This is a genomic window from Sphingomonas sp. UYAg733 (assembly GCF_054057355.1).
This window is the reverse complement of sequence record NZ_JBSRZE010000018.1, coordinates 18,555-43,950: the sequence shown is the minus strand read 5'-3', so window position 1 is coordinate 43,950 and position 25,396 is coordinate 18,555. Positions and strand designations below refer to the sequence as shown.

The following is a 25,396-nucleotide window of genomic DNA, read 5'->3' as shown; positions in this document are numbered from 1 at the left end:
CCTCAGAACAGCTTGCGGATACTGAGCCGCACGGTGCGGCCAAGCGGGTCGAGATAGTCGGGCTGATAACTGATCGGCGTCGCGCCATTCACGTCGGTCACGCGCTGGCGGCTGTCGAACACATTGTCGAACGACAGGGCGATCCGCGTACCACGCAGCCAGGGATGCTTCTTGAGCAGGTCGAGCCGCTGGCCGAGATCGGCGAACAGCCGCACATTCAGCGTCGTCAGCGCGGAGAAGTCGAGCGGCGAGGGCGCGGCGGGGGTGCCGCCATTGACGCGCGTGCCACTGCTGTAATTGCCCGATAGCCGCAGTCCGGCGCCGTTATTGGTATAACCCGCCTGCAGCTTGACCTCGTGCCGCGACTGGCCGCCGCTGCCGCCGATCGCATCACCGTTGAGCAGGTCGAGGCTCGGCCCGCCATCGGCGATCAGGACCTTGTCGGTGAGATGCCAGGTGTGGAAAATGCCGAATTGCAGCCGCCCGCCACCCCGGCCGCCGCCGCCTCGCCCGCCAAAGCCGCCCGAGCCGCCGCGCCCGCCACCGAAGCGCGGACGATCGCCATCTGGCCTGCCGCGATCGGCCGGAGCCGCGCCGGGCGCTCCGCCTTCGGGCTTGTCGCCACTTGCCGCATCGCTACCGCGCCGGCCGCCGCGCTCGCCGTCCTGTCCCGGCCGCCTCAGGCCAGCAAAGGGATTGGGGCCGGTGCCTTCGTGAAATGCCTCCAGTTCCTTCTGCACCTTCGATTTGAGGCTCTTGGAGAAATTGATCCCCCAGCGAAGTTCGGAGCGTTCGCTGCGTGCGAAGTTGATCGGGCGCGTATCGACGCTGATCAGCGTGCCTGCCACATCGCGCACGAAGCGGCCGGGAAAGGTCGCTTCGAGCGCGGCACTGGCCGAAGGGAAGGACGCGTTGGGATCGTCGGTCCGGCTCTTCACATATGTGGCGGTCAAGGTCAGATCGGTCTTGTCGAACGGGTTGAGCGTCAGGCCGATCTTGGTCACATGACTATTGTCGGCACGCAGGTCGGGATTGCCACCCGACAGTGTCGTCACCGTCGTGGTGGTGCCCTGGATATAATCGAACACGCGGACATTGGGCGTGATGATCGCCGGGTTGGCGAGCTGCTGCGCGGACGGCGCGCGGTCCTGGTCGGTATGCGACACGATCACCCGTACGCCATCGATCGGCGACCAGTTGGCGCCGTAGCCAAGCGTGGTCAGCGTGCCGAAGTCCGACAGATGATCCGCAGCGAGGTTAAAATTGGCCGACAGCTTGCCGAGCATGCCGAGCACATCCTTCGACTTGTTGGCAATCGGTATGTCGATGTTGATCTGGCCGTCGACGGTGTCGCGCGACACGTCGCCGGGCGTGACGATGTTGGCGCGATAGGTTCGGCTGGAGAAATCGCTGGTCTGCCCGCCGACCTTGATGCTCGTCGCCACCGCTCCGGCGGGCAGGGCGAACAAGGAGCCCGTGAACAGCGCATCGACATCGAGGTTGCTCGATGTCGCATAGGCACGGTTGGCGGCCCCGGCGCCGACATCCGCGATGCTCAGGGCACCGAACGGATTGGCGGTCGGGTCGTTTACATCGAGCCGCGCCTGGAATGCCGAGACATCAAGGCCGGCATCCGTGAAATTCTTGTTCTCGCTGCGATCATAAGTGCCGGTCAGCGACCATTGCCAGGTCGAGATAGAGCCGTTGAGCGTCGTGCCGAGATGTCCGCTGACTGACGAATTGCGCTGCTTCAAAGGCGCGAAACCGTCGAGCGAGCGATTTACGGTCACCGCATTGGCGAAGGGCGAGAAGGGATTGTCCGGCGCCAGTGCCAGCGACACGCCGGGCAGGCCGTTGGTTCGGACGCTCTCGGTCGTCTCGATCGTGCCGTTCACCGTGGCCGATACATTGCCCAGGATCGTCCGTGCGTAGATCGCATTGGCGCTGAAATTGCGACTCGACGGCAACAAGGTGCGATACGCGCTGGGATCGCTGAAACTCTGCTGGCCGGCGGTCGCGGCGAAATCGCCAAACAGCGGCGCACCGTTGGCAGCGGACGATGGCACGCCGGCGACGGTTATCTGCGATCCCGACTGTGCGCTCAGCAGCGGATCAATCTCGCGGCGGACACCGTCATTGCCGACCACGCCGGCCACATTGCCCTGAGTCGAGAACAGGCTCGGTTGCGGGTCGATGTCCCGCTCGGCCTCGGTCAGCGCGCTGCTGTCCTGATATTTGACGTGCAGGTTGAAGCGCCCACCGCGCCTGATGGTCAGCAGGTCGACATCGCCCTGTGCGGTGTTGCGCCCGCCCGCCGTCGCCAGCTTGTCCGACGCTTCGACCGTCGTCGCCTTGAAGCGGCGGCGCAGCACGACGTTCACGACTTTCTGGTCGGCACGATAGCCGTATTTCAGCGCAACCTCTTCGGGCAATATCTCGACCCGCTGGATCGCCTCGGTCGGGATGTCGCGAATCTCGGAAAAGCCGGAGATGCGCTTGCCGTCGAGCAACACGACCGGCGCGCCGCCGCTACCCCGCCCGCTGCCGGTCAGTGGCGCCAGTTCGTCGAGCAGGTCGGAGATCGAGCTGACGCCGTAAGAGCGAATCTCGGCCGCGCCGATCTGCTTTTCCGGCGGGATGTCGCCGATCACCGATCCCGGCAGCTTGCGCGAACCGGTCACGACGATATCCGATTCATCGGTCGCGGACGGATCGGGATCGGCGTCCTGCGCGGCTCCGGGCGACGCATCGCGCGGCACGTCCTGCGCGATCGCCGGTGCCGCCACGGTGGTGGTCATCAGGAACAGGACAAAACTCAAACGCCGCATGACAACTCCAGTCGCTCATTCGCGACTGCCTCTAATCGGCAATTGTCTCAAGAGTATGCCAGACGGAATTATGCGGCGGGGGCGCCTTGATCGGCCAGCACCGCGACGCAGCCGTCGACGCCGGCGATGTCCCGGCCCCTCGTGCTCAGCCGCGCCACGCCATCGGCATCGCAGCTGGCCAATACGACCCCATGGGCCCGATCGATCATCGTCAAATCGGTCGAATGATCGATGACCATGCCGCGCGCCGCCCATAACTGACGATAAGCGAGCAGCACGGGCGCGTAATGCGCTTTGCCCTCCAGCATGAAGCCCGGGTCGATGACGAGTATCTTCCGATCGGCTCGGGCGGCAAGTTTGGCGAAGAGCGCGCCATATTGCCCCGACCTCGCGCCCTCCCCGACGATCGGCACATAATATCGCCGCGCGACCGCCCCGGCCACGCCCATCTGGACCGGCCAAGCCGCTGCCACCAACAGCACCATCGCAATCAGCCGCGAAAATCGCGCACCGGACCGCCAGACCGCGCCCACACGTCCGAGCATCACGTAAATTGTGATCGCAGCGGCGGTCGCCATGAACGGAATCGCCGGCAGGATATAATGATTGAGCTTCGACGCGGCACAGGTGAAGGCGGCCAGAACGCCGATCATGACGCACAGCGAAAAGAGCAGGACCAGGCGCACTCGGCCGCGCGCGAAAAACAATGCGATCGGTGACAGGAACAGCAGCGGCGTCGCCGAGAAGAAACCGGCGCGCAACTGGGTAATGTAGAACCAGCGTGATTTCTCGACGACCAGCGACGATCCGAAACGGCCGCTGACATCGTTGAACCACGCGGCGCGCAGATAACCCGGCGATTGCATTTCGCACAGTAACAGAAAAACGCCGAGTACCACGGCAATGCACAGTGCCAGGCTAAGATAGCCAGTCGTGGCCCAGAGGCGGCGCCAGCGTGCGGTGACCAGCAGATACAGGATGACGCCGACGCCCGGCACCAGTGCGGCGATGCTCTTGGTCAGGAACGCGCAGCAGATCGCCGCACCGATCAACGCCAGCAATGCCCCGGAAGGACGTTGCCGATGCAGGGCGAGGAACAACAGGCAAAGATAGGCGGTGACGAAGAACAGCAACAGCGCGTCATAATCCGCCGTGCGCGCGCTGTGCTCGCCGAAATAGGCCGGGCTCAGGACCATCAACGCGGCCGCGAGCGCGGCGATGGCCATAGACCTGGTGGTACGTCGCACGAACCAGAAAAGGAGCAGGATCGTGCCCAATGCCGCGATCATGCTGGGCAGCCGCAAGGCCCATTCCGTCGGGCCGAACACGCCAACGCTTGCCGTCATCAGCCAGATCAGTAGCGGCGGTTTGGTGTTCCACAGGTCGGGTGCGCCGCCATAGGTGGTGATCAGCGCGAAGCCATGTTCGCGCATCTCCAGCGCGTTGACGATGTTGCGCGATTCATCCCACAGCTGGATCGGCATGGTCGCGCGGTCCATGAACAGCAAGGCGGCCGAGACGATAAGGATAAGCGCAGCGACGACAACGGTGCGATCGATCGGCCAGCCATGCGATCGACCGGATGCGATCTGCCGCCTGATCACAATTCGCGCCGATATGCCCATTCAGCCGCGATACGGCGCAAAGCTGAACAACTCGCTAAGACTTTGGTTACCATGATCCACAGCTTCGCGGCCGCGCGAACAGGCGCTTATCGACGCAATGGCGTATAACGGATGTTCGCCGTGCCCAATGCCCGTACCGGCAGGAACAGACCCTGGCCGGTCACCTTGATCGGGCCGTTCTCGACGCTGGTGATATCGGCCGAAAGGACGAAACCGCCTTCACGTCGCCCGGAGGTTGCCTTGCGGGCCGCGAGCAGGACTTTCTCATAATCGCTCGCGAAGTCATGGGTCAGCCCCGCGCGGATTCGCGCCTGCACGGTCTCATCATCGAACAGCGAGAAAAGCAGATTGACCGCCTTGCTGTCGGTCCGGCCCGCGATCCGCAGGTCGCGGACCCGCACCACCTGCGAATTGACCTCATTATACGGCACGGCAGAGAGCCAGATCTCGCCATGCGCCGCGCCAATCAGGCCACCCCGCGCCTTGACCTTGGTCTGGACGCCGACGGCAAGCCGGCCCCCCTCGGTCGCATAGATCGTCACCTTGCCGAACTCCGCGTCCACCGGGCCGATGCCGGTAAGCGTGATGCCCTTCGCCGCGAGCTTTCCGAGTGCGCGATGCACCACCGGTTCCAGCTGCGCGAAATCGGCGAGCACCGGGATGTAGAAGCGCAATCCGCTTGGCCCGATTTCGCGCGCCGGTGGCGGCAACGGCGTCGACTCCGGATCGGCCGGTCGATCGCCGACAAAGGTCTCGGTAAGTGCCTCGGCCGCCAATTGCATCACGATCCTGCCGCCGCCGATGCGATAACCGCCGAAACCGAGCTTCAGCGGCGTGATCCGCATCCACGCCGGCGGACGCTCGCGATTAAGCTGAATCGAGGTGAAGCCTTGCCGCCAGACATCGTTGAGCTGGTCGTGCGCGCGCAGCTTTGCAAGCTCACGCGGCAGGTCGCGCTCGAGCCCGGCGATCACCCCCTTCAGCTTGTCATCCGCCTTTCCCGCAAAGTGGATGCGCTGCCCGAGAAAGTCGATTCCCGGGGGATCGATCCAGTCATAAGCGATGCGGACCTTTGCGATCGGGGACCAGTTGCGGTCGATCGACAGCTTCGCCGTCGCGCGCACGATCGCGGCGCCGGTCGCGGTCTCCTTCTTGATGATCCCGCCGACATTCTCGGCGCTGATCATGGCGGTGATCGGGAGGCTGATGGTCAACGTATCGCCGCTGCCGCCCAGGCGCATTCTGCCGCGCGTGACCTTGCCGACGATGCGGCAGCCCAGCGCCGGTATGACCTTCAACTTCCTGCCGAATATTTTTACGCGTTTTTCCGGAACGCAGCGCGGTTCCTGCTTGTCGATCTGCCACAATTGGGTGGGCACGCGCGCGTTCAGGCGCTGCTCCAGCATTGCGAGCGACGCGGAAACCGGTACCACCAGGGTGGACGATTGGGTCGGCAATTCGGCCGGCGTTTCGATTCTGGGCGGCGCCGGATTGCCGGTCTTACCGCTGCACCCGGCCATGGTCAGCGCAAGTAGCAGAGTCAGGAAAGAGTTGCGCTGAAAGATCATGTCGCCCACCTCACCGCACTGTCATCCGACCGCAAACTTTCTCTTCTTTCTCGGGCAATTCGGCAAGCCCCGGAACTGTATCGGGTATTTCCGTCGCATGGCTTTCGTTGCGACTGAACAAGCCTTAGCACGCATTTTGCTCATTCCTGAATGCGTCAGGCGCTTGTCGCCGTGCGGTCTTCCGTCCCGGGGGAGCGTGAGGTTTTACGCGCGCTTCGGCGTCAGTCGCGTCACCGTCTGCGAGCCGCGCTTCCGGACGAGTACACAAGCCGGCTAGCCGGGGGGCGACCGAGCCCCTACGAACCACGGCGGGCCCGCTTTGGTCCGCCTCCCCATTTCCGGAGACCGTTCATGTCCTACGGATTCCTGGATATCGCTTTGACACCCAGCATCCTAACGCGCAGAAAGCGATGGCTAACCATGAATGACGAGCGCCCCCCCTTGCCGCCCTTTGACCAGAGCAGTGCTCTTCAGAAGGTCCGGCTCGCCGAAGACGCGTGGAATACCCAGGATCCCGCGCGCGTCGCGCTCGCTTATACCCTCGACAGCCAATGGCGGAATCGCGCCGAGTTTCTCGAAGGTCGTGAGGCGATCGAGGCCTTTCTGACGCGGAAATGGGCCCACGAGCGCGATTATCGCCTGATCAAGGAACTTTGGGCGTTTGCCGGCAACCGGATTGCCGTACGCTTCGCCTATGAATGCCACGACGCAAACGGGCAGTGGTTCCGCGCCTATGGCAACGAAAATTGGGAATTCGACGCGCACGGGCTGATGCGGCGGCGGATCGCCAGCATCAACGACTTGCCGATCACCGCAGGTGAAAGACTTTTCCATTGGCCGCCCGGACGCCGCCCGGACGACCACCCGGGACTGACGGAGCTGAACCTTTAGCCCAGCCACGCGTGGCTGGGCCCGGCGACGACGGTGCGCCCGGCATCCGGACCAGTGCATCGCCAATCGAACCCCGACACACTTTATGGCGAGCGCTCAACCGCGCACGCCCTTCAATTCGCCGCGCTGGTTGATCACGCGGTCGGCCTCGAAGCTGGCGACCGGATAGGCGCAGTAATCGGCGGCATAATAGGCGCTGGGCCGATGATTGCCCGACGCGCCGAGCCCGCCGAACGGCATCGATCCGGCCGCACCGGTGGTCGGCCGGTTGAGATTGACCACGCCGGCGCGAATGTGGCGCAGGAACTTCTCCCACAACGCATCGTCATCGGTGACCAGCCCGGCGGACAGGCCGAAGCGCGTGGCGTTGGCGGCCTCGATCGCGGCGTCGAAATCGGCCACGCGGATCACTTGCAGCACCGGACCGAACATCTCCTCGTCAGGCGCGTCGATGCCGGTCACGTCGAGAATGACCGGGGTGAGGAAGGCGGTGGGGCGGCCTCCTATGGCCTCGAGCCTGCGAACGACACGCGCGCCGCGCAGCACGAGTTCGGCGACCTGTTCGGAGACACGCGTGGCGGCGGCGGCCGAGATCAGCGGGCCCATGAACGGTTCGGGGTCGTCGTTCCATGCGCCGATCACCAGCCGGTCGGCCAAAGCCGCCACGGCAGCGACGATCGCGTCACCGGCGGCACCCTGCGGCACGATCAGGCGGCGCGCGCAGGAGCAGCGCTGGCCCGTGGTGATGAAGGCCGAAGCGATGACGATCGAGGCGATCGCGTCGCTATCGCCGTCCCAGGCGATGAGCGGATTGTTACCGCCCAGTTCGAGTGCAAGAATCACTTTGGGGCGATCGGCAAATGCGCGTGCGAAATGCGCGCCTGCTCCGGCCGATCCGGTGAACAGCAGCCCGTCGATATCCTGGTCGAGTAAGGCCGCACCGGTATCGCGACCACCCTGAACGACGGCGAACACGCCTTCGGGAATGCCCGCTTCGCGCATCGCAGCGCCGATCAGCTCGCCGGTCAGCGGCGTTTCCTCCGATGGCTTGAACACCACCGTATTGCCCGCGAGCAAGGCGGGCACGATATGGCCGTTGGGCAGATGCCCGGGGAAATTATACGGGCCGAGCACCGCCATCACGCCGTGCGGGCGGTGGCGCAGCACGGCGCGGCCGAAAGGGACGGCCTGTTCGCGGCTGCCGGTGCGCTCGGCATGGCCGGCGATCGACAGATCGACCTTACCGATCATCGACGCGATCTCGGTTCGCGTTTCCCAGAGCGCCTTCCCCGTTTCGCGCGAGATTGCAGTGGCCATGGTTTCGGCATTGGCCTTGAGCGCGTCCTGATAGCGGCGGACGACAGCGATCCGTTCGTCGATGCTCGTCGCCGACCAGGCGGCGAACGCGTCGCGTGCTGCGGTAACGGCGTCGGCACATTCCAGCGCCGAAGCGGCGGGCCCCGACCAGACGATGTCGCCGGTCGCCGGGTCGCGTGAATCGAATATCGTCGTCATATCAGCCGCCATCATTCCCGAACACTCGCTTTGCACGTTTCGTCCATCCGCTCGAGCGCGATATCGGCGTCAGCGTGCGACAATGTAAGGGGCGGATGCAGGCGGGTGCAATTCAAGTCAGGTTCGATATCCGATAAAAAAGGGGGCAGCGTCCGGCAGCCCGGCTTTCCGGCCGACTACGTACAAATCTATCTTCCCGAAGTACCGATAGCCGTCGCAAAGGCGGCGAGGGTGTGTGTAATCGCCCCGATTGCGAAAAGACCGGTCATCATGGCCCCCGTCTTTCCACGGGTCGAGAATAGCAGGGGTTGTACCGCAGCGCGCAGCGCCCAGAAGCCTGCACCCAGGAAAAGCGCAATGGCTCTTTCGTCGCCTGCCGGCAACGCGAACAAAGTGCCGGCATAAGCGGCGAAAACGTAAATCAGCATGACGTTCAGGGTCTGGGTAATTGCTGTATTCAGCCTGCCCGAGGGTTCAAGTTTGGTCGGCCAAACGAACAGTCGCCAGAATAAGAGGTGAAACACCGCAAAGCCGACATCGTACAAAATGGCGATCGAAAGCATCGCTTGAGCCATCATTGACTCCTTCCCATCGCTTTCAGGCTGGCATCGAGAGACGCCATCAGCGAAGCCTCGATCATCGCATCGACAAAAACCGGCGGAGCTTCACCCTTTTCAATATACGGCTTAACCGCCGCATATGGTAAATCGGCGAGCAAAAATCGCGTCACTGCCCTCGATTCCGGGATATCTTCGCCGAAAAGACGGGTCGTCATCATATTGAAAGCAAGACCAAGCTGCGTTCCCAAACGCGTCGCCTCCCTCGCCATTTCAACCGGCCAGCTCGAGTGCGAAAAGTCTTCGCGACGATGAAGCAGCATGATGCGCGCCGCGATTGGGTCGTCGAGAACCGCCTTGGATACGGAAAGGGCACCAGCCAAAGCGGCCGCTCGTGGATCGGTGATTTCCAAAGCCGCTACGAATCGCTCTTGGAAATATGCGGCCTTGCTCAGCCAGAGACGGCCCATCAACGCATCGCGTGACCCGAAGCGATGATAAATCGATCCATTGGGGACCTTCGCAGCACTGGCGATGGCGGCCATGGTGGTAGATGCTGGCCCATCGCGGGCGACGAGCATTCCGGCCTTTTCGAGAATGCCTTCGGTGTCGTATTTCTGCGGCCTCGTCATCCGTAAATGCCGGAGCCGATGCGGTGGTGGTCGTTCCACGAGGTGCTGATACCAAAACGCTGTAGTTTCGGATGGTCGCTCATAAAGCCTGCCTCGCCGCCAACCGCGACTATAGTCGGATTTCTTTTTGGAGCGCAACATCCAATTGAGCCTGACTTTGGCCACACGCCGGTGACGGCAATCAGATAAAGCCGACGGAGACCGAGTTAGCTGCCGTCAATCACAAGCGTCCGCGCGGGCGAGGAGGAAGGCCGCTTCCCGCACGTTGCGGGTGAGACTGGCCGCAGCCTCGAATTCGCGGCGGGCCTCGGCCCGCCGGCCGGCCCGAAACAGAAAATCGCCCCGCGCCGCCGGTAACGGCGCATAATCGCTGAGGACGTCGGCATCGGCTATCTCATCTATCAGCTTCAGGCCGGCTTCGGGTCCGAAGGCCATGCTGTGGGCGATCGCTCGATTGAGATCGACCACCGGCGAGGGCATCACGGCGCGTAGCCGGTCATAAAGTGCCGCGATGCGGGGCCAGTCGGTATCGACCGCCGTTCGCGCTCGCGCATGGCAGGCCGCAAGCGCGGCTTGCAACGCATAGGAGCCATCCCCCCCCAGTGCCTCGGCCCGGGCCAGCGCATCAAGGCCTCGGTGGATCAGCAGTTGGTCCCAGAGTGCGCGATTCTGCTCGGTCAGCGGCACAAAGGCGCCGTCCGGCCCGACGCGTGCCGCCAAGCGCGACGCCTGAATTTCCATCAGGGCCAACAGGCCGAACACTTCAGCATCTTCGGACATCAGCCCGGCCAGCATGCGGCCCAGGCGCTGCGCCTCCAGGCACAGGCTCGGCCGGACAAGGTCGTCGCCCGCCGTGGCGGCATAGCCTTCATTGAAGATAAGGTAGATGACCTCCAGCACCGAGGAGCGCCGCGCCGCACGTTCGGAGCCGCGCGGCACCTCAAAGCTCAATCCGGCCTTTGCGATCGTCTTCTTGGCGCGGACGATGCGCTGGGCGATGGTCACCTCGCTCGACAGGAAAGCGCGAGCGATCTCGTCCGTGGTCAGACCGCCGACGACACGCAGCGTGAGCGCCGCGCGGGCGTCGGCCGACAATATCGGATGACAGGCGGTGAAGATGAGTCCCAGCAGCTCGTCGTCAGGGTCGTCGTTCCCGGTCAAATTCTCCTCGGCTTCTGCGCCGATCTCGCCGTCAAGCTCCCGTGCGATCTCGTCATGCTTGCGCTCGCGCATCTTGTCGCGACGGATCGTATCGATGGCGCGGCGTTTGGCGGCGGTCATCAGCCAGGCGCCGGGATTGGCCGGAACGCCGGTTCTGGGCCATTCGGACAAAGCTATGACCAGGGCGTCCTGGGCCATTTCCTCGGCAAGATCGACATTGCTCACAAAGCGGGCCAGGCCCGCGATGAGCCTGGCCCGTTCAATCCGAAAAACCGCTTCGATCGCCTGGTGCGTCTCGCCTGCCGCCATGTCGCCTTGTCGGCCAAAGCCTTGAGCGAGGCAAGCAGGCTGCGGCCGCTATCAGCCGATCGATATGGCGGTGAGAACCGCCAGCTGAGCGGCGAACGCACGCTTGAACGCGGGCCGCGCTTCGGCGCGGGCGACATAGGCGGAGAGATTTGGATATTCCGCCAACATGCCCGAGCTGCTCAATCTGAACAGCACCTCCGCCATGAGCAGGTCAGCGGCGCTGAACTCGCCGTCGAGCCAGTCGGCATCGCCAAGCCGACTGGAAAGATCGCCCAGCCGATTGCGGATGCGATCGTCGAGGAGATGCAGGCGCTGTTCGGACCAGCTTTTGTCGTCCTCCACCAGCTTGGCGATTTCGCTCATTGCAGGTCGGCCATTTCGTATAGCGGCCGGATTTCGATCTCGCTCGGTCCCGGCATGGGATTGGGGCAGCGCTTCACCCAGGCGACCGCCTCGTCCATATCCTTGACTTCCCACAGCCAGAAGCCGGCGACGAGCTCGCGGGTTTCGGCGAAAGGCCCGTCGAACACCGACCGGCCGGGACCATCGAACGCAACACGCTTGCCATCCGACGAGGGCTTGAGGCCGTCGGCGGCGAGCATGATGCCGGCGTTGACCAGCTCTTCGTTAAATTTGCCCATCGCTTCCATCATCTCGTTCGTCTCGGGCGTGGGGAAAAAGCCTTTCTCGCTGTCTTCGGTCGCTTTCACGAACACAATCACACGCATCGTCTGTCTCCTTGTTTGCACCGATCTCATCGGCCTGGCATCGAAACGACGAACGGAGTGTTCCGGAATCGACATCGTCCGGCAAATTTTTTCGGCGGTCGAGGCGCAGGGTGTTCGATTCAGCTGGTTCCCTGGCACTGTCATGCCTGCTCTCCCGCGCGGGCGTTCTCACATCGCTGGCAAAAGCCCATTCACCGGAATATTTGAATCGAGCAGACCCGGAATCGAGCAGACCATGCCCTTGATCATCAATTCCCGATATTCCCGCAGAACCTGCGTAAAATTCCCGTGCGGGCGCGTCGAAATTCCCGCAGTTTTTCCCGCAGCTTCCCGCAGGAACCCCAAAAAAGCATTTTCCCGCAGAGTTACCCGCAGCTGCGGGTGGTTGGATGGTCGCGGTGGGCCAGGACACAGCGGTGCCAGGACGGAATGATCCGATCGATTCAGTTCTGCCTGCCCCGTCGTTATCACCGCCGAACAGCGCCTCACCACCGCCACTCGCTCTTTCACATGACAGAAAACAGCCACCATGCCCGCTGCGGGAATAACACGGCGAACCGTTGGGCCCGCCCTTTTTGGGCAGCGCCGAACGCACGGCAAACTAATGGCGCGTTAGGGCAAATGCCTTGGTGACATAAAACATAGCTGATGTCGGGGGAGCGGCACGATCGCTGGTCAATTTCAGGCGGCGACCCAGGCGGCGCTTTAGATCGCGGGTCGCGCCGAAGATACGGTCCGCGAGGCTGAACGGCCTGGCCTGACGCGCTATGCCCGCTCCAGCCATCTCTTCGGCCCCTTTGTCGGCCATGGCGGTCAAGTCGTGCGTCAATATCAGGAGGGGCTCTTCCGTGTGTGGTATGGACTCCGGTTTGGCGAAAACTCGCTTGGCGCTGGCCCCGGTCGCACTCGCGCAAGCGATGATTCCATCGACGGAGACCGATACCATGATCGCTGCCGCTGCGGGGGTCGCGACAACGCTTTGCGCACGGGGGAGGGTGAGCGCGGTGGCGACATCGTTTGCCGCGGCTGGATATGCTGTCGCCCGCACGGTTGCTCGTGGGGTCAGAATATAGACCGCGGCGCGCTCTCCCAACGGCTGGGCGAGGGGCAGGCCGGCGGCAACGATGCCCACGCGCAGCCGCCCGGTCAGCGCCGGATCGATCACCGCCCCCCAGGCCAGCTCTACTTCGCTCGTGCACCTGCGTCATAGACACGAACCGGGCGGAGAAATGTTTCAGCCGCCTCTCGCCCGCCCACTGCACCGCTCTTGGTTTCAGCGCATGATCGCGGCCCAACCGGCCCTGCAGGTCTCAATCCCCCACAGCCATCCGAGCCATCACCCTCCCAACCATCATCAAGGCGCCTGGGTCGAGGGTCTGTCATAGTCGTTTTGAGCCGGCCGCCGCCGCCGATCATCGGCTAGCCGAAGCAAATGCTGTAAAGGGCGCGCATGATCCGCTCTGCATCCACCCCGATCCGCGTCGGCCTGATTGGCTACGGCTTTTCCGGCAAGACCTTTCACGCGCCACTGATCCGGTCCGTCGCGGGGCTTGAGCTTTGTATGATCGGCTCCAGCGACGAACAGAAGGTCCATGCCGATTTGCCGGGCATCAGGGTCGTCGCGGACCCTTTGATCGTCGCCACATCGCCCGACATCGACATGGTAGTGATCGCGACGCCGAACGACAGCCATGCACCGCTGGCTCGCGCGGCCCTGGCGGCGGACAAGCATGTCGTCGTGGACAAGCCGTTCACGCTGACGCTCGCCGACGCCCGGCAACTGCGCGCGACCGCAGCGCATCGCGAACGCCTTTTGTCGGTGTTCCACAATCGGCGCTGGGACAGCGATTATCTGAGCGTCAGGCAGGCGATTGCGGATGGCGTGGTCGGTGTGGTCAAGCAGTTCGATTCTCACTTCGACCGTTTTCGTCCTGAGATTCGCGATCGATGGCGCGAGCGCGAAGGGCGAGGGAGCGGCGTGTGGTTCGACCTGGGTCCGCATCTGGTCGATCAGGCGCTGCAGGTTTTCGGGCTGCCCGATCGCGTCACCGCCGATCTGGCGCGATTGCGCATCGATGCGCAGGCCGATGACTGGGCTCATGTCGTGCTCGACTATCCGACGCTGCGGGTGGTCCTCCAGGCTAGCATGGTCGTCGCCGGCGGCTCGCCCCGTTTCGTCGTTCACGGCGACGCGGGCAGTATCGTCAAGCGTCACGCCGACCTTCAGGAACAACAGCTGCTCGCCGGCCTGGCGCCTGGCGCGCCGGGGTGGGGCGACGACCCCGATTCGCTGTTGATCTATGATGGCAACGGCCATCGCCGAACCCTGCCGGCGCGGGCTGGCGACCAGCGATTATTCTATGCGGGTGTGGTCGAGGCATTGCGCGGATCGGCGCCGAACCCGGTGAGCCCCGAACAAGCGATCGCCGTGATGGCGTGTATCGAGGCGGCGACAGAATCCGCACGTACACACATGTCCGTGGTCCCGCCGCTCACCGCCGAAGAACGCGCGGCATGGGTTCGATAATCCTGCGGCTTCAGGCGCGGCGTTAAGCCGGACGCAGCTCGCCCAGCAGGGTCGGGATCAATTCCGACACCGTCGGATGGATCGGCACCGCCCATTGCAGCACGGGAAAGTCCAGATCGGCGTGCATCGCATCGATCAGGCCGTGGATCGCCTCGTCACCGCCCACGCCGAGGATCGCCGCGCCAAGGATTTTCCTGGTCTCAGCATCGGCAACGACCTTCATCAGGCCGTTGGTCTCGCCCTTCTCGATCGCGCGCGACACCTGGCTCATCGGCCGGGTCGAGACGAGCAGCGGCCGGCCGCTGGCGCGCGCCTGTGTCTCGGTCAGGCCGACCCGGCCGAGCGGTGGATCGGTGTAGAGCGCATAGGCGGCCACGCGATCGCTGACCCGCCGGCTCTCGCCATCGAGCAGGTTCGCGGCGACGATCTCGAAATCATTATAAGCGGTGTGGGTGAAGGCGCCGCGGCCATTGCAGTCGCCCAGCGCCCAGATGCCCGGCACATTGGTCGCCAGACCCTCATCGACCTGGATGTAACCGCGGCCATCGACCGCAATGCCGGCCTGGTCGAGCCCGAGATCGTCGGTGTTGGGTTTGCGCCCGATCGCGAGCAGGACGTGCGACCCGATGACCTGCGGCGCGCCCTCGGTACAATCGACCGACGCGGCGATGCCGTCGGCATGGGGTTCGAAGGAGATGCACGTCGCGTTGGTGCGGATCTGTATCCCCTCCGCGATCAGCATCTCGCGGATCGCGTCGGATATCTCCGGGTCTTCGCGCGCGATCAGGCGCGGCGACATCTCGACGATCGTCACGTCGGCACCGAAGCGCCGGAACATCTGTGCGAATTCGAGCCCGATATAGCTGCCTCCGATCACCACCAGGTGGCGCGGGACCTTGGTCAGTTCGAGGATCGAGACGTTGGTGAGGAACGCGATCTGGTCGAGCCCGGGCATTGCCGGTGCGTTGGCGCGGCCGCCAACATTCAGGAAGATCTTCGGCGCGCTGATCTGCTCGCCGCCGACCGCGATCGTGTCGGGCGCGGTGAAGCGGGCATGACCACGCAGCAGCGTCAGCCGCTCCATGCCGGTCAGCCATTGCTCGAGCCGGTCGCGTGATCCCGACGATATCGCCGCCGCCCGCGCCTGGACCCTGGCCATGTCGATCACCGGCGGTCCGTCAATGCCCACGCCGTAATCGCGTGCCCGGCTCGCCATGCGCGCGACATAGGCGCTCGCCACCATTGTCTTGGTCGGCGTGCAGCCGGTATTGACGCAGGTTCCGCCGACCGCGTCGCGCTCGATCAGCGCGACGTTCAACCCCGCTATGGTGAGCCGCCCGGCCAGTGCCGGCCCGGCCTGACCCGCGCCGATAATGATCGCGTCGAAGCTGCGGCTCATGCCGCGCAGCAGACGATCAGATAAGCGCCGACGATCGCCACCGCGTCCTCGATCAATGCCGCCGGTCGGTCGCTGCCGAACAGTCCGGCCAGCTTCGCGCGCGCCGCCGCGCCGCCATAGGTGCCGATCACCGCCCCGATCAGCCCGGCGACGATGCCGCCGACGATCGATCCGCCCGACGCACCGATCGCACCGCCGCTGAGCCCGCCGGAGAGCAAGCGGGCGATGAATTGCGGCGGCACCCTGCGGCTCGGCGTCGAGGGCAATTGGTCGGTGACCAGTTCGACCAGTGCCAGCACCGACAGGATCCACGGCGTGAAGCGATAACCGAGAAAGGCGAGCCAGGTGCCGTCGACATGCAGCCAGCCGAGATGGGCGGCCCAGCTCACCGCCGCCGGCGCCATCATCGCGCGCAGGCCGGCGACGACACCGATCAGCAATGCCAGGATCAGGATGGTCATATGCAGGCCCTCGTTCCGGTGAAACAATGACGCGCAGGATATTCATTTTCCCGCACGAGTCTCGTGCGAAATCGGATCCGCTTTCGGGCCTCGACGCGGCCGGCGCTGCCATGGCGGCTATGGTGCCGTGTTTGCGGCGCTGGCCCGATTCACCTTATCCACTGCCGTCGTCATGCTCTTCGCCGCGCATGTCGCGAAGGCCCGCTCGACCACATTTTTGACTCAAGCTGACCCGGAATCGGAGAGACCATGATTTCCGCCCCGCCATTTCCCGATATTCCCGTAAAGCGTCCGCAAAATTCCCGTACCGGCTCGCCGTTTTTCCCGCAGTTTTTCCCGCAGCTTCCCGCAAAACTTCCCGCAGCTGCGGGAAATTGGGCCGGAATTTAATGGTGCGCCTTGGATGACAATATGCCGTCGATTCAACCTCGCCAGTCTAGCCGCTAGCACCGCTCCCGACGGCGCCTCACCATCGCCGTCCCGCTCTTCCACATGACCATCTGCAATACGCCGCGCCGGCCGGGCGGCTTTCGCAAACCGGTCGACCGCGCCATATCTCTTATGAAACGCAACCGTGTCGGGGATGTGAGAAGATCATGACAATTGCCGACCCGACGCTATTCGCCGGCGAGACGTTGGAGGATTCCCGTACCGGCGAGATACGCGCCCGGTTCGATGCACCCCAGTTTCAGGCATGGCTCGCGGACAATCATGCGCGGTCGAGCGGCATCTGGCTGCTGATCGAAAAAAAGGGGTCCGTCGCGAAATCGCTGACCATCGGCCAAGCGCTGGATGCCGCGCTGTGCTTCGGCTGGATCGACAGCCAGCGAAAAAGTTACGACGGTGATTTCTACCTGCAGCGTTATTCGCGCCGGCGCGCGCGCAGCCCATGGTCCCGGCTCAACGTGCTGCGGGTCGAGGCTTTGGCCGATGCCGGGCGGATGCGGGCGCCGGGCTTGGCTGAGGTCGCTGCGGCGCAAGCGGACGGGCGCTGGGCCATTGCCTATCAGTCGCAGCGCGATGCGGCGCTTGCGCCCGATATTGTCGCGGCGCTGAAGGGCAATGCACAAGCGGCTGCCGCATTCGAACGGCTCGACAAGACCGGCCGTTACGCCATTTTCCTGCCCGTGCTGAAGGCCGTCACGCCCGAAATCCGTGCGGCTCGTCTGCGCAAGGCGATGGGCAGGCTGGCGCCCTGATATCGCCAGGACGGGCTATTTCGCTCGCTTGATCGCCGCGCGCGCGCCGCCGATCAGGCGTGACATGACCAGCTGCTCGACCCCGGCATGGCCGAGCCCGAGATGGTCGGGCCTGACCGCGACCGCGTCGCCCAATCCGATCGTGCCCGTGCGCAGCGCAGCGCGCCCGACCCGGCCCCAGCGCCGCGCCGTTTCCCAGCGGATCAGGGTCAGGCTCTCCGCATCGATCGTGCGGCTCGACAGGAAATCCTGCTGCAATCGTGCCAGCGCGGTGCCGAGCTGAAGCAGCGCGACGCGGTTGGGCACCGGCTCCTGCCCCATGATGTGGTGCACGACGAGCGTGGCGATATCATGCGCCTCGTCGCCGAACAGCTCGTGATAGGCGTCGGTGAGCACGAGCGCGGCATTGGTGCGCATCGTCTCGACATAACGCTGCGACGCGCCACCGCAATGGCGGCGATAGACCAGCAGTTCGTCGTCGAGCCGAGCAATGCGGCCGAGCCGCGCGAGCCGGTGATAGAGATCGAAATCCTCGGCGTAGAGAATGGCCGGCCGGGTGAACGGGTCGAGTTGCCGTGCGGCATCGGCGCGGATCATCACCGACGACCAGACCAGTGGATTCTCGATCCTCAGCAACCATTCGATCAGCAATGGCGTCGAGCTCGCGGCATGGCCGGTGGAGGAGAGCCGCCCGTCCTCCAGCGCCGTCGCCGCAGTGCCGAGCAGCACCGTGTCGGGATTCGCCCCGAGATAAGCGACCTGTCTGGCGAGCCGTTCGGGCCGGCACAGATCGTCCTGGTCGAGGCCCGCCACGTATCGCCCGCGCGCCTCGGCAAAGGCGCGGTTGCGCGCGCGGACCGGGCCTTGGTTGGTCTCGCTTTCGATCACGCGAAGCCGCGGATCGCCGATCCCGCGCAGCACCGCAAGCGTGTCGTCGGTCGACCGGTCGTCGACCACGACGATCTCGAAATCGGTGAAGCTCTGCGCCTGCAGGCTGGCGATCGTCTCGCCGACCAGGGTCGCGCCATTATAGGCCGCCATGACGATACTGACCATAGGGTTGGCGGCGAGCGTGTTCACGCCACCGCCCGAACCTGGATCATCGCATCGTGGTCGAGGAGCTGGTCGACGATCATCTGGCCGACATCGTTCTGCCACAGCCACAGGCCATTGGCCTGACCGGAGAAACTGGCTTCGCCGCCAAGCGCACCCCAGGGGACGAAGCCGGCGGCAAGGCCAATGCCATAGACGCCGGGAACCGGCGTTCCATCGGCACGGATCACGCGGCAATGCCGGTCGACCATCGCGCCGCCCGCCTGTGCCGACAGCGCGATCGGCTCGCCCTGCATATCGTTGAGCGGCAATGCGTGAGGGCGATAACCGAGCGCCGCGACAACGATATCGGCGCGATCGAGATGCTCGCGCGCCCGTGCGTCCCCGTCACCAGCGATGCGATGGAGCGCGATGCGCGGATCGGGTGCTCGGCCATCGATGCCGAGCATGCGCAGCACCAGCTCGCGCGCCTCGAGCCGGAAGCCGGCCAGGCGATAGACGAAGCCGCTCACCGGGCAGATGTCCTCGGGGCCGAAATCGGTGAACCCCTCCGCCTGTGCCGCCTCGACCGATGGGTAGAAGGGTCGCAACGGGCGACGATGGAGCAGGGTGATGCCGCCCGCGCCGAACGGCAATGCGGGGCTGCCCTTCAGCAACAGTGCGATGCTGGTCAGCGCGCTGGTCGATCCGCCGATCACCGCGATGCGAGGGTTCCGCTTGCCGGCGAGCAGATCGGCGACCTTGGCGAAGCCGCCGAGCGACAGGATTTCGTCGGACTGAAGCAGCTTGTCGCCGACCTGTTCGACCAGCGAGACGCCCGCGACACTCTGGCGCACCAGCCGGTCGAGCGGCTGATGGCCGCCGGTCGCGATGACGATCCGGTGCGACAGCTGGTCGAACTCTACCCCGTCGGCACGCCGCCTGAGCCGCGTGCGCCACAGCCCGTCGGCGGTGCGCTGGCTGCCCAGCACCTCATGTCCGATGAGCACCGATCCGCCGTGCGCGGACACGATATCGGCCAGCCGGTCGCCGGTCGCGCGGAGCAGTGGACCCGCTTCGACCAGGGGGACGCCCAGCGCATCGGCATAGCGCTCGACCGCGCGGCCCGCCGGGTGCGTCATAATCGCTGCGAGTTCGGGATGGGGGTTGTCCTTGACCGCAGTCAGGAATGTCTGCGCCGTGCTGTCCGAATTGATCGCATAGCGACCGAGCCGCCCGCCGCCGATCGCATCGTCGCGCTCGACCACGACCAGGCCGGCGCGGGCGAGATCGGCCAGTTGGCCATTCTTGCTCGCCGCGGTGAGCAGCGCGGTGCCGGCTGGTCCGCCGCCGACGATCAGCGTCGAGGCAATCGCAGGCTGGCGCGCCGCCGCCGGCACAGATGCCACTTCGGCGGCGCAGATCGATTTCAGCGTCGCGGCGATATGGTGCGCATCCGCCGGCGTCATCGCATCGGTGATCGGCAGCGACAGCATACGTGCGGCGACGCGGTCGGCGACCGGGGTCGGTTCGATCAGCGCACTGGTCTGGAACAAGGGCTGCTCGGCGAGATGCGGGCTGAAATAGCGTCCCGCACCGATCCCCGCCGCAGCAAGCCTGGCGACGATATCGTCGCGCCGCGCGGCGAGCGCATCGGGCAACAGCATCGGCATGAATTGCATCGCGCGGCGCCGGCCCGATACCGCCTGAAGCGTGAAGTCGTTCAGGCTATCGCGATAGGCGGTCTCGATCGCGGCGCGCGCATCGCACACCGCCTCGATTTCGCCGAGCTTGGCGCGCGCCAGTAGCGCGATCACTTCGGGCAGCTTGGCGTTGATCCCCGGCAGGGTTGCGCTGCGCCCGCTTTCGAAGCCGAAATTGATCATTGCGCGCAGTGTATCGATCAGCCGCTTGTCGCCGCTATGGACGAGCCCGCCCTCGGCCACCGCGAAGGTCTTGGTCGCATGCATCGAATAGACCACGGCGAACGGCGCATCGTGGCCAAAGCCGTTACCTGCGCCATCGACCGTACCAAGCGAGGATGCCGCATCGATCACCACGCCGACGCCGAAGCGCTGCTGCAGCCAGGCGTAGCGATCGAGATCGATCGCATTGCCGAAGGTCGCATAGGGGACGATCACGCCGATCCGGTCGCCGTGATGGTGGAGCAATTGCTCCTCCGCCTCGGGCGATGCGCTCCATTCGTCGGGATCGACATCGCAGATCAACGGCGTCAGGCCGGACCATGAAGCGGCCTGCGCGGTTGCGGCGAAGGTCAGGCTGGGCATCAGCGCCAGACCGCCGGGCCGCCCCGCTTCGATCGCGGCATGTTTGATCGCGACCATCAGGCCAAGCGTGGCGTTTGACACCGCGAGACTCGCGCCGCGACCGCCGAACAATGTGTCGGTGACCTCGGCTTCGAACGCGCGGACCTCCGGCCCGTTGTTGCTGAACACGCCGGACGCTTCGACCCTGCGCAGCGCGTCGCGCTGTTCGCTCAGGCGTGGCGGGTTGGGGGCAATCAGAGGAAAATGACGCATGGTGCGCTTATGCCCGGCAGCGCCTAAAAACCCGTTACGATCGCGGGCCACGCGATTTATGGGTTTTCCGTTGCTCTCGCCACGCGAAGACCTATCGTGTCGCCAGCGCATCAAAACGGGAGACGCTGCATGGCGACCGAGTTCCTTCTCAACGGGGCAAAGGCGACTTTCGACGGCGACCCCGACACGCCGCTGCTTTGGGTGTTGCGCGATCATCTCGAACTGACCGGCACCAAATATGGCTGCGGCATCGCGCAGTGCGGCGCGTGCACCGTTCATCTCGACGGCAAGAATCGCCGCTCCTGCGTGACGCCGGTCGGCACCATCGCCGGGCGCAGCGTTACCACGATCGAGGGCGTGACGGGCAAGACGGCGGATGCGGTCAAGGCGGCCTGGGTCGCGATCGACGTGCCGCAATGCGGCTTTTGCCAATCGGGTCAGGTAATGTCGGCGATCGGCCTGCTCTCGATCAAGCCGAACCCGAGCGATGAGGATATCGACCATGGCATGGCGGGCAACATTTGCCGTTGCGCAACCTATGTCCGCGTCCGCCAGGCGATAAAGGATGCGGCCTCCGCCGCGGGCAAGGATGCGGCCTCCGCAGCGGGCAAGGATGCGGCCTCCGCAGCGGGCAAGGATGCGGCCTCCGCAGCGGGCAAGGACGCGGCCAAGACCGCAGGAGCCGCGGCATGAACGCGCCCTTCGACGCCAAGGGCGCGAGCCGCCGCGAATTCATCGGTAGTTCGGGCCTGGTGCTCGGCCTCGCGCTGCCGCTGGGTGGCCGTGCCACCGCTGCCACCGCGCCGGCGGATGCCGCTGCGCCGTTCCAGCCCAATGCGTTCGTGCGCATAGCCGCCGACGACAGCGTCACGGTGATCATCAAGCATGTCGAATTCGGCCAGGGCCCGGCGACGGGCCTGACCACGATCGTCGCCGACGAACTCGATGCCGATTGGGGCCAGATGCGCATCGCCTTCGCGCCGGCCAACGACCCGCTCTACAAGAACCTGATGTTCGGCACGATGGGCACCGGCGGTTCGACCGCGATGGCCAATAGCTGGATGCAGTTGCGCAATGCCGGCGCCGCCGCGCGTGCCATGCTAGTCGCCGCCGCCGCGCAGAAATGGAAAGTGCCAGCCGCCGAGATCAAGGTGTCGAAGGGCGTGATCAGCCACGGCAAACACAAGGCACGTTTCGGTGAGCTTGCCGCCGCCGCGGCGCTGCTGCCGGTACCGGAAAAGCCGGTGCTAAAGACGTCCGACCAGTTCACCCTGATCGGCACCGACGTTCCCAAGATCGATACGCTGGACAAGACGACCGGCGCCACGCAGTTCACCATGGACACTCGCCGGCCCGGGATGGTGATCAGCGTGATCCAGCATCCCCCCGCGTTCGGCGGTGCGGTCAAGGCGGTGCGCGACGCGGCGGCGCTGGCCGTCCCCGGCGTGGTCGCGGTCAAGAGCGTGCCGCAGGGTGTGCTGGTCTATGCCAAGGACACGTTCGCGGCGATCAAGGGGCGCGCCGCGCTCGAGATCGACTGGGATCTGTCCAAGGCGGAAACCCGCTCAACCGAGACGATGATCAAGACCTATGCCGCCGCGGCCGCGACGCCGGGCAAGCAGGCCGAGGCAAAGGGCGACGCCGCGGCCGCGATCAAGGGCGCGGCGAAGACGCTCGATGCGACCTATGTCTTTCCCTATCTCGCACACGCGCCGATGGAGCCGCTCGACGCGGTGATCGAACCGCGTGAGGGCGGCGCGGACGTCTGGATGGGCAGCCAGTTCCAGGTCGGCGAGACCGCGGCCATTGCCGGGACGCTTGGCGTGCCCTTTACCGGCATGACACTCCACGAACTCTATGCCGGCGGCAGCTTTGGCCGGCGTGCGACACCGGCGATGGAGTTCGCGGTCGAGGCCGCGACCGCGGTCAAGGCGCTCGGCGGCAAGACGCCGGTCAAGCATATCTGGACGCGTGAAACCGATCTGCTCGGCGGCCGCTATCGTCCGCTGGTGGTTCACCGCGCACAGGGCGGGGTCGATGCCAAAGGTGAGATCGTCGGTTGGGATTCGGTCATCGCAGCGCAGTCCTTCATGATCGGCACGCCGTTCGAGGACAAGGCCAAGGGCTATGACGATTCGATGATGGAGGGCGTCACCGAAAGTTCTTACGACTTTCCCGCTTTCCGCGCCGGGTTCCATGTCATGCCGAACGGTGTGCCGACCTTGTGGTGGCGCTCGGTCGGCAACACCCACACCGCCTATGCGATGGAAACCTTTCTCGATCAGCTGCTCGAACTCGGCGGCAGGGACCGGATCGCCGGGCGGCTCAAGCTGATGAAGGATGACCGCGCCCGGGCCGTGCTCAACCGCGTCGCCGAACTGGCCGGCGGGCTCGATGCGAAATCTGGCCGCGCGCGCGGCGTTGCCTTCCACAAGAGCTTTGGCAGCTATGTCGCGCAGATCGCCGAGGTGTCGAAGGGCGCGGACGGCTTGCCCAAAGTGCACAAGATGTGGTGCGCGATCGATTGCGGCATTGCGATCAACACCAATGTCATCCGCGCGCAGATCGAGGGCGGGATCGGCTATGGTCTCGGCCATGCGCTCTACAGCGAGATCACGCTGGGTGAGGGCGGGGTGGTGCAGCAGAGCAATTTCGACAGCTATCGCTCGTTGCGCATCGGCGAGATGCCGGAGGTTGAGGTCGCGATCGTCAAGTCCGGCGCCAACCCGACCGGCGTCGGCGAGCCCGGCCTGCCGCCGACCGCGCCCGCCGTCGCCAATGCCTGGCGCAAATTGACCGGCAAGGCGGTGCGCCGATTGCCCTTCGCGCATGGAGACAATGCATGAAACTGGGCATGACCGGACGCGTAATCCCGCTTCGCTACGTCACATTGGCGGTCGCTGTCGTCGCATTGCCCGTTGCGGTGCTGGCATCGAATGCGCAAACCGCCGCGACGGCGTCGACTGGCCTGAAGGCACCCGCTTCATTCGCGTCGATCCGCGATCAGGGTGCGCGTTCCGCCGCGCTGTTCACCGAAATGGGCAAAGTGATCCAGAGCCCGCGCTGCCTCAACTGTCATCCGCGCACCGATCGCCCCAATCAGGGTGATGCGATGACGCCGCACAATCCGCCGGTGGTGCGTGGCCCAGACGGGCATGGTGCGCCGGGTCTCGAATGTGCGACCTGTCACGGTCCCGCCAATGTCGCCTTCGCCAATGGTTCGGGCAGCATTCCCGGAAACCCCAATTGGCATATCGCGCCGATCGAGATGGCGTGGGAGGGCAAGACGCTTCGCCAGATCTGCGAGCAGATCAAGGATCCCAAGCGCAACGACGGCAAGTCGCTCGAACAGTTGATCGAGCATAACAGCCATGACAGCCTGGTCGGTTGGGGCTGGAATCCGGGCAAGGGTCGCGTGCCCGCGCCGGGCAGCCAGGCCGAATTCGGTGCGCTGACCAAAGCCTGGGTGGAGAGCGGCGCGAAGTGTCCGGCATAAGCCGCGACTTCACGACCATTTCGCTTGCGGTCGATGACGGCATCGCGACGATCACGCTCGACCGGCCGGAAAAGCTCAACGCCTTTAACCAGGCGATGATGGCGGAACTGGTCGCGGCGTTCGATGCGACCGATGCCGACGACAGGGTCCGTGCGGTGATCGTCACCGGCGCCGGGCGCGGTTTCTGCGCCGGGGCCGATCTGTCGGGCGGGGCGGCGACCTTCGACTATGACAAGAGTGGCGGATGGAATGGCGACGGGTCACCGACCCGCGCGGATGGCAGCGTGGATTATGGCCACCCCGCAATACGCGATGGCGGCGGCATTATAGGCTTACGCATCTTCGCATCCAGGAAGCCGGTGATCGGCGCGATCAATGGTCCCGCAGTCGGAATCGGCGCGACCATGACCTTGCCGATGGATTTCCGCCTGGCGAGCGAGGCGGCGCGCTTCGGTTTCGTATTCGCGCGGCGCGGCATCGTGCCGGAGGCGGCGTCGAGTTGGTTTCTCCCGCGCCTCGTCGGCATCGGCCAGGCGCTCGAATGGTGTTATTCGGGCCGCGTGTTCGACGCGGCCGAGGCATTGAAGGGCGGCCTGGTGCGCAGCGTTCATGCGCCCGGCGATTTGCTCCACGCCGCCCGCGCGCTGGCGAAGGAACTGACTGCCGAGGGTGCGCCGGTCTCGATCTCGTTGATGCGCAGGATGCTATGGACCGGCCTGGGTATGGCGCATCCGATGGAAGCGCATCGCGTCGAAAGCCGGGCGATCTGGGTACGCGGCGCGAGCGGTGATGCCGCGGAAGGTGTGGCCAGTTTCCTCGAAAAACGCGCGCCCGTCTTTCCCGACCGCGTGTCCGAAGCATGGCTCGACTTCGCCGATTGGTTCGACGACCCGCCTTATCGTTGAACGGCTGCCCCGGCCCGAGCCGG

General features: G+C 65.0%; 22 protein-coding genes. 7 read left to right on the top strand and 15 right to left on the bottom strand.

Annotation, left to right across the window (positions count from 1 at the left end):
* Nucleotides 1-2: 2 nt before the first annotated feature.
* From ACVWZA_RS19355 to ACVWZA_RS19345, 3 genes are all read right to left on the bottom strand, one after another.
* Nucleotides 3-2,828 (bottom strand): TonB-dependent receptor, encoded by a 2,826-nt coding sequence (locus tag ACVWZA_RS19355; RefSeq protein ID WP_457313004.1) that lies wholly within the window; start codon nucleotides 2,826-2,828, stop codon nucleotides 3-5.
* Nucleotides 2,829-2,896: 68 nt separating this feature from the next.
* Nucleotides 2,897-4,453 carry an ArnT family glycosyltransferase gene (locus tag ACVWZA_RS19350; protein WP_457313003.1) on the bottom strand — a complete coding sequence of 519 codons (1,557 nt, stop codon included), beginning with the start codon at nucleotides 4,451-4,453 and terminating at the stop codon, nucleotides 2,897-2,899.
* Nucleotides 4,454-4,539: 86 nt separating this feature from the next.
* On the bottom strand, nucleotides 4,540-6,021 hold the full coding sequence (locus ACVWZA_RS19345) for a DUF4403 family protein (RefSeq protein WP_457313002.1): 1,482 nt from the start codon (nucleotides 6,019-6,021) through the stop codon (nucleotides 4,540-4,542).
* A gap of 420 nt (nucleotides 6,022-6,441) precedes the next feature.
* Between ACVWZA_RS19345 and ACVWZA_RS19340 the strand changes: the two genes are divergently transcribed.
* Nucleotides 6,442-6,912, top strand: coding sequence for a nuclear transport factor 2 family protein (locus ACVWZA_RS19340; protein ID WP_457313031.1), 471 nt, complete (start codon nucleotides 6,442-6,444; stop codon nucleotides 6,910-6,912).
* A 96-nt stretch (nucleotides 6,913-7,008) separates the two neighbouring features.
* On the opposite strand, the gene astD is transcribed toward ACVWZA_RS19340, so the two are convergent.
* From astD to ACVWZA_RS19300, 8 genes are all read right to left on the bottom strand, one after another.
* The gene (gene astD / locus ACVWZA_RS19335; RefSeq protein ID WP_457313001.1) at nucleotides 7,009-8,427 is read right to left on the bottom strand and encodes a succinylglutamate-semialdehyde dehydrogenase; all 1,419 of its coding nucleotides are present in this window, start codon (nucleotides 8,425-8,427) and stop codon (nucleotides 7,009-7,011) included.
* A 188-nt stretch (nucleotides 8,428-8,615) separates the two neighbouring features.
* Entirely contained in the window at nucleotides 8,616-9,002 is a 387-nt protein-coding gene (locus ACVWZA_RS19330) for a hypothetical protein (protein ID WP_457313000.1), read from the bottom strand.
* The gene (locus tag ACVWZA_RS19325; protein WP_457312999.1) at nucleotides 9,002-9,616 is read right to left on the bottom strand and encodes a TetR/AcrR family transcriptional regulator; all 615 of its coding nucleotides are present in this window, start codon (nucleotides 9,614-9,616) and stop codon (nucleotides 9,002-9,004) included. Before ACVWZA_RS19325 ends, ACVWZA_RS19330 begins: the two co-directional genes overlap by 1 nt.
* Nucleotides 9,617-9,832: 216 nt before the next feature.
* Nucleotides 9,833-10,975 carry an RNA polymerase sigma factor gene (locus ACVWZA_RS19320; RefSeq protein WP_457313030.1) on the bottom strand — a complete coding sequence of 381 codons (1,143 nt, stop codon included), beginning with the start codon at nucleotides 10,973-10,975 and terminating at the stop codon, nucleotides 9,833-9,835.
* Nucleotides 10,976-11,137: 162 nt separating this feature from the next.
* Nucleotides 11,138-11,449, bottom strand: coding sequence for a glutathione S-transferase family protein (locus tag ACVWZA_RS19315; protein ID WP_457312998.1), 312 nt, complete (start codon nucleotides 11,447-11,449; stop codon nucleotides 11,138-11,140).
* Nucleotides 11,446-11,814 (bottom strand): YciI family protein, encoded by a 369-nt coding sequence (locus ACVWZA_RS19310; RefSeq protein WP_457313028.1) that lies wholly within the window; start codon nucleotides 11,812-11,814, stop codon nucleotides 11,446-11,448. The genes ACVWZA_RS19315 and ACVWZA_RS19310 overlap by 4 nt, the downstream gene beginning before the upstream one ends.
* 168 nt (nucleotides 11,815-11,982) lie before the next feature.
* Nucleotides 11,983-12,345, bottom strand: coding sequence for a hypothetical protein (locus tag ACVWZA_RS19305; RefSeq protein ID WP_457312997.1), 363 nt, complete (start codon nucleotides 12,343-12,345; stop codon nucleotides 11,983-11,985).
* Between the two features lie 70 nt (nucleotides 12,346-12,415).
* On the bottom strand, nucleotides 12,416-12,979 hold the full coding sequence (locus ACVWZA_RS19300) for a hypothetical protein (protein ID WP_457312996.1): 564 nt from the start codon (nucleotides 12,977-12,979) through the stop codon (nucleotides 12,416-12,418).
* Between the two features lie 285 nt (nucleotides 12,980-13,264).
* Here ACVWZA_RS19300 and ACVWZA_RS19295 point away from each other — a divergent pair, with 285 nt between their 5' ends.
* Nucleotides 13,265-14,341 carry an oxidoreductase gene (locus tag ACVWZA_RS19295; protein WP_457312995.1) on the top strand — a complete coding sequence of 359 codons (1,077 nt, stop codon included), beginning with the start codon at nucleotides 13,265-13,267 and terminating at the stop codon, nucleotides 14,339-14,341.
* 22 nt (nucleotides 14,342-14,363) lie between these two features.
* On the opposite strand, the gene ACVWZA_RS19290 is transcribed toward ACVWZA_RS19295, so the two are convergent.
* Together ACVWZA_RS19290 and ACVWZA_RS19285 are read right to left on the bottom strand one after the other, a co-directional pair.
* Nucleotides 14,364-15,740, bottom strand: coding sequence for an FAD-containing oxidoreductase (locus tag ACVWZA_RS19290; RefSeq protein ID WP_457312994.1), 1,377 nt, complete (start codon nucleotides 15,738-15,740; stop codon nucleotides 14,364-14,366).
* The gene (locus ACVWZA_RS19285; RefSeq protein ID WP_457312993.1) at nucleotides 15,737-16,201 is read right to left on the bottom strand and encodes a DUF4126 domain-containing protein; all 465 of its coding nucleotides are present in this window, start codon (nucleotides 16,199-16,201) and stop codon (nucleotides 15,737-15,739) included. Before ACVWZA_RS19285 ends, ACVWZA_RS19290 begins: the two co-directional genes overlap by 4 nt.
* A 596-nt stretch (nucleotides 16,202-16,797) precedes the next feature.
* Here ACVWZA_RS19285 and ACVWZA_RS19280 point away from each other — a divergent pair.
* Nucleotides 16,798-17,400: a YdeI/OmpD-associated family protein gene (locus ACVWZA_RS19280; RefSeq protein WP_457312992.1), complete on the top strand. Its 603-nt coding sequence runs from the start codon at nucleotides 16,798-16,800 to the stop codon at nucleotides 17,398-17,400.
* 15 nt (nucleotides 17,401-17,415) lie between these two features.
* Here ACVWZA_RS19280 and ACVWZA_RS19275 read toward each other — a convergent pair whose 3' ends face one another.
* Together ACVWZA_RS19275 and ACVWZA_RS19270 are read right to left on the bottom strand one after the other, a co-directional pair.
* Entirely contained in the window at nucleotides 17,416-18,480 is a 1,065-nt protein-coding gene (locus ACVWZA_RS19275; RefSeq protein WP_457312991.1) for a glycosyltransferase family 2 protein, read from the bottom strand.
* Nucleotides 18,477-20,972: a DegT/DnrJ/EryC1/StrS family aminotransferase gene (locus ACVWZA_RS19270; protein ID WP_457312989.1), complete on the bottom strand. Its 2,496-nt coding sequence runs from the start codon at nucleotides 20,970-20,972 to the stop codon at nucleotides 18,477-18,479. The genes ACVWZA_RS19275 and ACVWZA_RS19270 overlap by 4 nt, the downstream gene beginning before the upstream one ends.
* 129 nt (nucleotides 20,973-21,101) lie before the next feature.
* Here ACVWZA_RS19270 and ACVWZA_RS19265 point away from each other — a divergent pair, with 129 nt between their 5' ends.
* The 4 genes from ACVWZA_RS19265 to ACVWZA_RS19250 are packed head-to-tail and all read left to right on the top strand — an operon-like array spanning nucleotide 21,102 to nucleotide 25,373.
* Complete coding sequence (locus ACVWZA_RS19265; RefSeq protein ID WP_457312988.1) at nucleotides 21,102-21,665, top strand: (2Fe-2S)-binding protein; 564 nt, start codon at nucleotides 21,102-21,104, stop codon at nucleotides 21,663-21,665.
* A complete protein-coding gene (locus ACVWZA_RS19260; protein WP_457312987.1) occupies nucleotides 21,662-23,818 on the top strand; it encodes a molybdopterin cofactor-binding domain-containing protein in 2,157 nt (718 codons plus the stop codon). The genes ACVWZA_RS19265 and ACVWZA_RS19260 overlap by 4 nt, the downstream gene beginning before the upstream one ends.
* A complete protein-coding gene (locus tag ACVWZA_RS19255; protein WP_457312986.1) occupies nucleotides 23,815-24,468 on the top strand; it encodes an Isoquinoline 1-oxidoreductase subunit in 654 nt (217 codons plus the stop codon). The genes ACVWZA_RS19260 and ACVWZA_RS19255 overlap by 4 nt, the downstream gene beginning before the upstream one ends.
* Complete coding sequence (locus ACVWZA_RS19250; protein WP_457312985.1) at nucleotides 24,456-25,373, top strand: crotonase/enoyl-CoA hydratase family protein; 918 nt, start codon at nucleotides 24,456-24,458, stop codon at nucleotides 25,371-25,373. The genes ACVWZA_RS19255 and ACVWZA_RS19250 overlap by 13 nt, the downstream gene beginning before the upstream one ends.
* Nucleotides 25,374-25,396 lie beyond the last annotated feature (23 nt).